This is a genomic window from Mycobacterium sp. 1274756.6, from assembly GCF_001668625.1.
Lineage (GTDB): Bacteria > Actinomycetota > Actinomycetes > Mycobacteriales > Mycobacteriaceae > Mycobacterium.
In genome coordinates, this window is the sequence record NZ_LZLJ01000054.1 from 1 (window position 1) to 5,314 (window position 5,314).

At 71.0% G+C, this 5,314-nt stretch carries 6 protein-coding genes and 1 pseudogene; 3 read left to right on the plus strand and 4 right to left on the minus strand.

Annotated features, from left to right (window positions below):
- Both A5643_RS07320 and A5643_RS07325 read right to left on the minus strand, forming a co-directional pair.
- Positions 1 to 542 (minus strand): TRAM domain-containing protein (locus tag A5643_RS07320; protein ID WP_156628610.1); only part of this gene is annotated, 542 nt, incomplete at its 3' end.
- A complete protein-coding gene (locus A5643_RS07325) occupies positions 539 to 2,536 on the minus strand; it encodes an APC family permease (RefSeq protein WP_066853488.1) in 1,998 nt (665 codons plus the stop codon). The genes A5643_RS07325 and A5643_RS07320, both read right to left, overlap by 4 nt.
- 75 nt (positions 2,537 to 2,611) lie before the next feature.
- Between A5643_RS07325 and A5643_RS07330 the strand changes: the two genes are divergently transcribed.
- Positions 2,612 to 3,292, plus strand: coding sequence for a potassium channel family protein (locus A5643_RS07330; protein WP_082948795.1), 681 nt, complete (start codon positions 2,612 to 2,614; stop codon positions 3,290 to 3,292).
- Positions 3,204 to 3,983 carry a potassium channel family protein gene (locus tag A5643_RS07335; protein WP_286143645.1) on the plus strand — a complete coding sequence of 260 codons (780 nt, stop codon included), beginning with the start codon at positions 3,204 to 3,206 and terminating at the stop codon, positions 3,981 to 3,983. Before A5643_RS07330 ends, A5643_RS07335 begins: the two co-directional genes overlap by 89 nt.
- On the opposite strand, the gene A5643_RS07340 is transcribed toward A5643_RS07335, so the two are convergent.
- Positions 3,969 to 4,625 carry a DUF3159 domain-containing protein gene (locus A5643_RS07340; protein ID WP_066853493.1) on the minus strand — a complete coding sequence of 219 codons (657 nt, stop codon included), beginning with the start codon at positions 4,623 to 4,625 and terminating at the stop codon, positions 3,969 to 3,971. The genes A5643_RS07335 and A5643_RS07340 overlap by 15 nt on opposite strands.
- Before the next feature lie 57 nt (positions 4,626 to 4,682).
- Positions 4,683 to 5,054, minus strand: coding sequence for an OB-fold nucleic acid binding domain-containing protein (locus A5643_RS07345; RefSeq protein WP_066853495.1), 372 nt, complete (start codon positions 5,052 to 5,054; stop codon positions 4,683 to 4,685).
- A gap of 120 nt (positions 5,055 to 5,174) precedes the next feature.
- Here A5643_RS07345 and A5643_RS18080 point away from each other — a divergent pair.
- Positions 5,175 to 5,314, plus strand: a pseudogene (locus A5643_RS18080) (alpha/beta hydrolase); the annotation flags it as partial.

Consider the following 5,314-nt stretch of genomic DNA (forward strand, 5'->3'; position numbering starts at 1 on the left):
ACGGCGTGCAGCCGGGCCCCCGGCGGCCAGCGCGCCTCGTCCAGCCCGTCGGTCAGCTCGGCCGGTAACTGCCCGCACCGCAGGTCGGGGACGAGCTCGTCGCTGCGGTACCGGTGAAAGCCGGGCCGCCCGTCCGGGTCGACGTCCAGCTGCACCCGGGTGCGCCAGCCCAGCACCGCCCCGGTGCCCAGCGGTTCGGCCTCACCGGCCCAGTCGTACCGGCCGTAGCGGGCCAGCTGGTTGGCCACCACCGCGGCCTTCACCGAGCGGGCCGTCGACGGGTCGGCGAACGCGAGGTCGCAGCAGCCGGCGCCGTCGACACCGGCGATCGGGCACAGCGAAGCCACCCGCCCGGCGGCCGCGTCGAGCACCTCGAGCACCTCGGCGTGCCAGTAGGCGCTGCGCTGCTCGGTGACCCGCACCCGCACCCGCTCGCCGGGCAGGGCGCCGCGGACGAACACCACCCGCCCGTCGTGGCGGGCCACGCAGCGGCCCCCGTTGGCCGGTGCGTCGGTGCGCACCGTGAGTTCGGCCCCGCTCATCGGTCGATGAAGCCGCGCCGGGTGTCCCCCGGTGCGGCGCGGTGCTGCAGGGTCTTGAGCCGTTCGGAGGAGTCCAGCTGCCAGGGCACCGAGGTGACCATCACCCCGGGCACGAACAGCAGCCGGGTTTTGAGCCGCAGCGCACTCTGGTTGTGCAGCAACTGTTCCCACCAGTGCCCGACGACGTATTCGGGGATGAACACCGTCACCACGATGCGCGGCGCCTCCTTGACGATGCGTTTGACGTAGTCGAGCACCGGGCGGGTGATCTCGCGGTACGGGGAGGCGATCACCTTCAGCGGCACGGTGACGTCGCTCTCCTCCCATTCCTGGACCAGCAGGCGGGTTTCGGCGTCGTCGACGCTGACCGTGATCGCCTCCAGCGCGTCCGGGCGGGTGGCGCGCGCATACGCCAGCGCCCGCAGTGTCGGCAGGTGCAGCTTGGACACCAGCACCAGCGCGTGGTTGCGGCTGGGCAGCACCGTCTCGGCCTCGTCCTCGGTCTGCCTGCGCAGTTCGGCGCTGACGGTGGCGTAGTGGCGGTGGATCATCTTCATCAACGCGAACAGCAGCGCCATCGCCAGGATCGCGATCCATGCTCCGGCAACGAATTTGGTGACCAGCACCACCAGGAACACCGTGCCGGTGCAGACCGCGCCGACGGTGTTGACCAGCCGGGAGCGCATCATCGTCCGCCGGGCGCGCGGGTCGGTCTCGGTGCGCAGCAACCGGGTCCAGTGCCGGACCATGCCGATCTGGCTGAGCGTGAACGAGACGAAGACACCCACGATGTAGAGCTGGATCAGTGCGGTGACCTTCGCCTGGAAGGCGACCGTCACCGCGATCGCGGCGATCGCCAGGAACAGGATGCCGTTGGAGAACGCCAGCCGGTCCCCGCGGGTGTGCAACTGGCGCGGCAGATAGCTGTGCTGGGCCAACACCGAGCCGAGCACCGGGAACCCGTTGAAGGCGGTGTTGGCGGCCAGCGCCAGGATCAGCGCGGTCACCGCGGTGGTGAGCACGAAGCCGATGTGGAAACCGCCGAACACGGTTTCGGCGAGCTGGGCGATGAGCGTCTTCTGCTTGTAGTCGGCCGGGGCGCCGCCGAGTTGGGTGCCCGGATCGTCGACGATCTTCACCCCGGTCTGCTGGGCCAGCACCATGATGCCCATCAGCATGGCCACCGAGATGCCGCCCAACATCAGCAGCGTGGTGGCCGCGTTGCGGGACTTGGGTTTGCGGAACGCCGGGACACCGTTGCTGATGGCCTCCACCCCGGTCAGGGCGGCACATCCGGACGAGAACGACCGCGCCACCAGGAACACCAACGCGAACCCGGTGAACGCGGAGCTCTCGGCGTGCATCTCGAAGGCGGCGGACTCGGCGCGCAACGGGTCGCCGAGCACCCCGATCCGGAACAGCCCCCAACCCAGCGTGACCGCCATCGCGACGACGAACGCGTAGGTGGGGATGGCGAACAGCACCCCCGACTCGCGCACGCCGCGCAGGTTCAGCGCCATCACCGCCAGGATGGCCCCGACCGCGAACAGCACCCGGTGGTCGGCGATGAACGGGTAGGCCGATCCGATGTTGGACACCGCCGAGGAGATCGACACCGCCACGGTCAGGACGTAGTCGACGAGCAGCGCACTGGCCACGGTCAGCCCGGCGCTGGGCCCCAGGTTGGTGGTGACCACCTCGAAGTCGCCGCCCCCGGAGGGGTAGGCGTGCACGTTCTGGCGGTAGCTGGCGACCACGACCAGCATGACGAAGGCGACCGCCAGCCCGATCCACGGCGTCAGCGAGTACGCCGCCAGACCGGCCATCGACAGCATCAAAAAGACTTCCTCGGGCGCGTAGGCGACCGAGGACAGCGCATCCGAGGCGAACACCGGCAGCGCGATCCGTTTGGGCAGCAGGGTGTGCTGCAGTCGGTCGCTGCGGAACGGCCGGCCCAGCAGCAGCCGGCGCGTGGCGGTGGACAGTTTGGACACGAGAGCCAAGAGTATGCCCCCTGCCGGTTGCCGGTAGCGTTCCCGGTAGGGAAAACGTCGCCGAAAGGACCTCGGGTGCGGGTTGTAGTGATGGGGTGTGGCCGGGTGGGTTCCTCGGTGGCCGACGGGCTGGCCCGCATCGGCCACGACGTGGCGGTCATCGACCGCGACAGCGCCGCGTTCGGGCGGCTCAGCCCGGAGTTCACCGGCGAGCGGGTCCAGGGCATGGGCTTCGACCGGGATGTGTTGCTGCGGGCCGGGATCGAGGACGCCGGCGCGTTCGCCGCGGTGTCCTCCGGCGACAACTCCAACATCATCTCCGCGCGGCTGGCGCGGGAGACCTTCGGCGTGGAACGGGTGGTCGCCCGCATCTACGACGCCAAGCGCGCCGCGGTCTACGAGCGCCTCGGCATCCCCACCGTGGCCACGGTGCCCTGGACCACCGACCGGCTGCTCAACATCCTGACCCGCGACACCGAGACCGCCAAGTGGCGCGACCCGACCGGCACCGTCGCGGTCGTCGAGGTGGTGCTGCACGAGGACTGGGTGGGCCACCGGGTTACCGACCTGGAGGCGGCCACCGGCTCGCGGGTGGCGTTTCTGCTGCGGTTCGGCTCCGGGTTGCTGCCGGAGGCCAAGACGGTGATCCAGGCCGGTGACCAGGTGTATGTCGCGGCGGTCTCCGGGCACGCCGCCGAAGCGGTGGCCATCGCCGCGTTGCCGCCCAGCGGCGACCTCGAGCGGGGGCGCGGGTGACCGCCGGACACGAGAGGATGCGACGCAGGTGAAGGTGCTGATCGCCGGGGCGGGCGCGGTCGGGCGCTCGATCGCCCGGGAGTTGGTCGACAGCGGCCACGAGGTGTGCCTGATCGAACGCAACCCCGACCACGTCGACGTCGACGCGTTGCCCGCCGCGCAGTGGGAGTTCGGGGACGCCTGCGAGCTGAGCCTGCTGGAGGCGGTGCACCTGGAGGAGTTCGACGTGGTCATCGCCGCCACCGGCGACGACAAGGCCAACGTGGTGCTGGCGTTGCTGGCCAAGACCGAGTTCGCGGTGTCCCGGGTGGTCGCCCGGGTCAACGATCCGCGCAACGAGTGGCTGTTCACCGAGGCGTGGGGGGTGGACGTGGCGGTGTCGACGCCGCGGATGCTGGCCTCGCTGGTCGAGGAGGCCGTCGCGGTCGGGGATCTGGTGCGGCTGATGACGTTCCGCAAGGGCGAGTCGAACCTGGTCGAGATCACCCTGCCCGACGACACCCCGTGGGGTGGGCGCCCGGTGCGCAAGCTGGAGCTGCCCCGCGATGTCGCGCTGGTGACGATCCTGCGCGGGCCGCGGGTAATCGTGCCGCAGCCCGACGAGCCGCTCGAGGGCGGCGACGAACTGCTGTTCGTGGCCGCCGAGGCGGCCGAGGACGCGCTGCGCGGGCTGCTGCTACCCGCCCAGTGAACCGACCTCGCCGACCGGTTCGGCGACCGGGGCGGCGGTCAGCCGCCGCTGCACGGCCTTGATCACCAGGTAGGTGACCACGGCGGCCAGCGCGGTCAGCGGCCAGCCCATCCCGATCTTCGCGGCCGCCAGCCAGCCGGTCTGGTCGGCGTTGAACAGCGCGGCCTGCACCGCGAACCGCGATCCGAACACCAGCACCCAGGTGGCGGTGGCCAGGTCGAACAGGTACACCGCGGCGGGTACGGCCCGCCAGCCGCGGTCGTGGCCGCCGGCCCAGCTCCACAGGTAGCCGACCACCGGCCGGCGGATCAGGATCGACGCGGCGAACACGATCGCCCAGAACAGTGACATCACGATGCCGAGCAGGAAATAGCCGCGCGACTCCCCGGTGAGGTAGGCGATGAGCACGCAGATCGCCACCCCGAAGAACCCGGAGATCGCCGGCTGGGTGGATTGGCGCCGGATCAGCCGCCACACCAGCACCGCGGCGGCGGTGCCCAGCGCCGCGACGACCGCGGCCATCAGCCCGAACAGGCTGGAGACCGGGACGAACACCAGCACCGGCAGCGAGGAGTAGATCACCCCGCGCACCCCGCCGATCTGGTCGAGGATGCGTTGGTAGCCCTGCGTGTTGTCGCTCACGTCCCGCCCCTGCTGTGCGCGGCCGTCACCGCGGGTTGCCGCTCATCGTCGGGTGGCTTACTGCTCGATTTCGTAACGCGGGTTGTAGACGGCCTTGGCGCCGTTGTCCATCCGGCCCAGCCGGCCGTGCACCCGCAGGGTGCGGCCGGACTCGATGCCGGGGATGCGGCGCTGGCCCAGCCACACCAGGGTGACCGTGTCGGTGCCGTCGAACAGTTCGGCGCGCAGCCCGCCCGCGCAGCCCTTGGCGTTGGCCTCCACGCTGCGCAGGGTGCCGACCATGGTGACCTCCTGGCCGCGCTCACAGTCGATCACCCGTTGCGCGCCGGTGTTGACCACCTCGTCGCAGAGTTCCTCGGCGTCGCGCTGCTGGGGGTCCTCGGTCAGCCGACGGGTGAGTCGGCGCAGATACCCTCCGGGCGCGGCCATGTGTCTCTCCTGATAGCGCGGTGTGTATTCACCCGACACCGTAGACCTGTTATCCGGCAAAAGCCACGCGGCCCGCGGGCCGCGCTCACCGGGTCCGACGGCGGCAGGCACGATCAGGGGATGACGGTATCGCTGCGCGGGGTGACCGCGGTTCTGCTGCCGGGCGCCGGCTCCGACGACGACTACGTGCGCCGGGCGTTCACCGGCCCGCTTCAGCAGGTCGGGGCGGTGCTGGCGGCGCCGCCGCCGGCGTCGGCGGG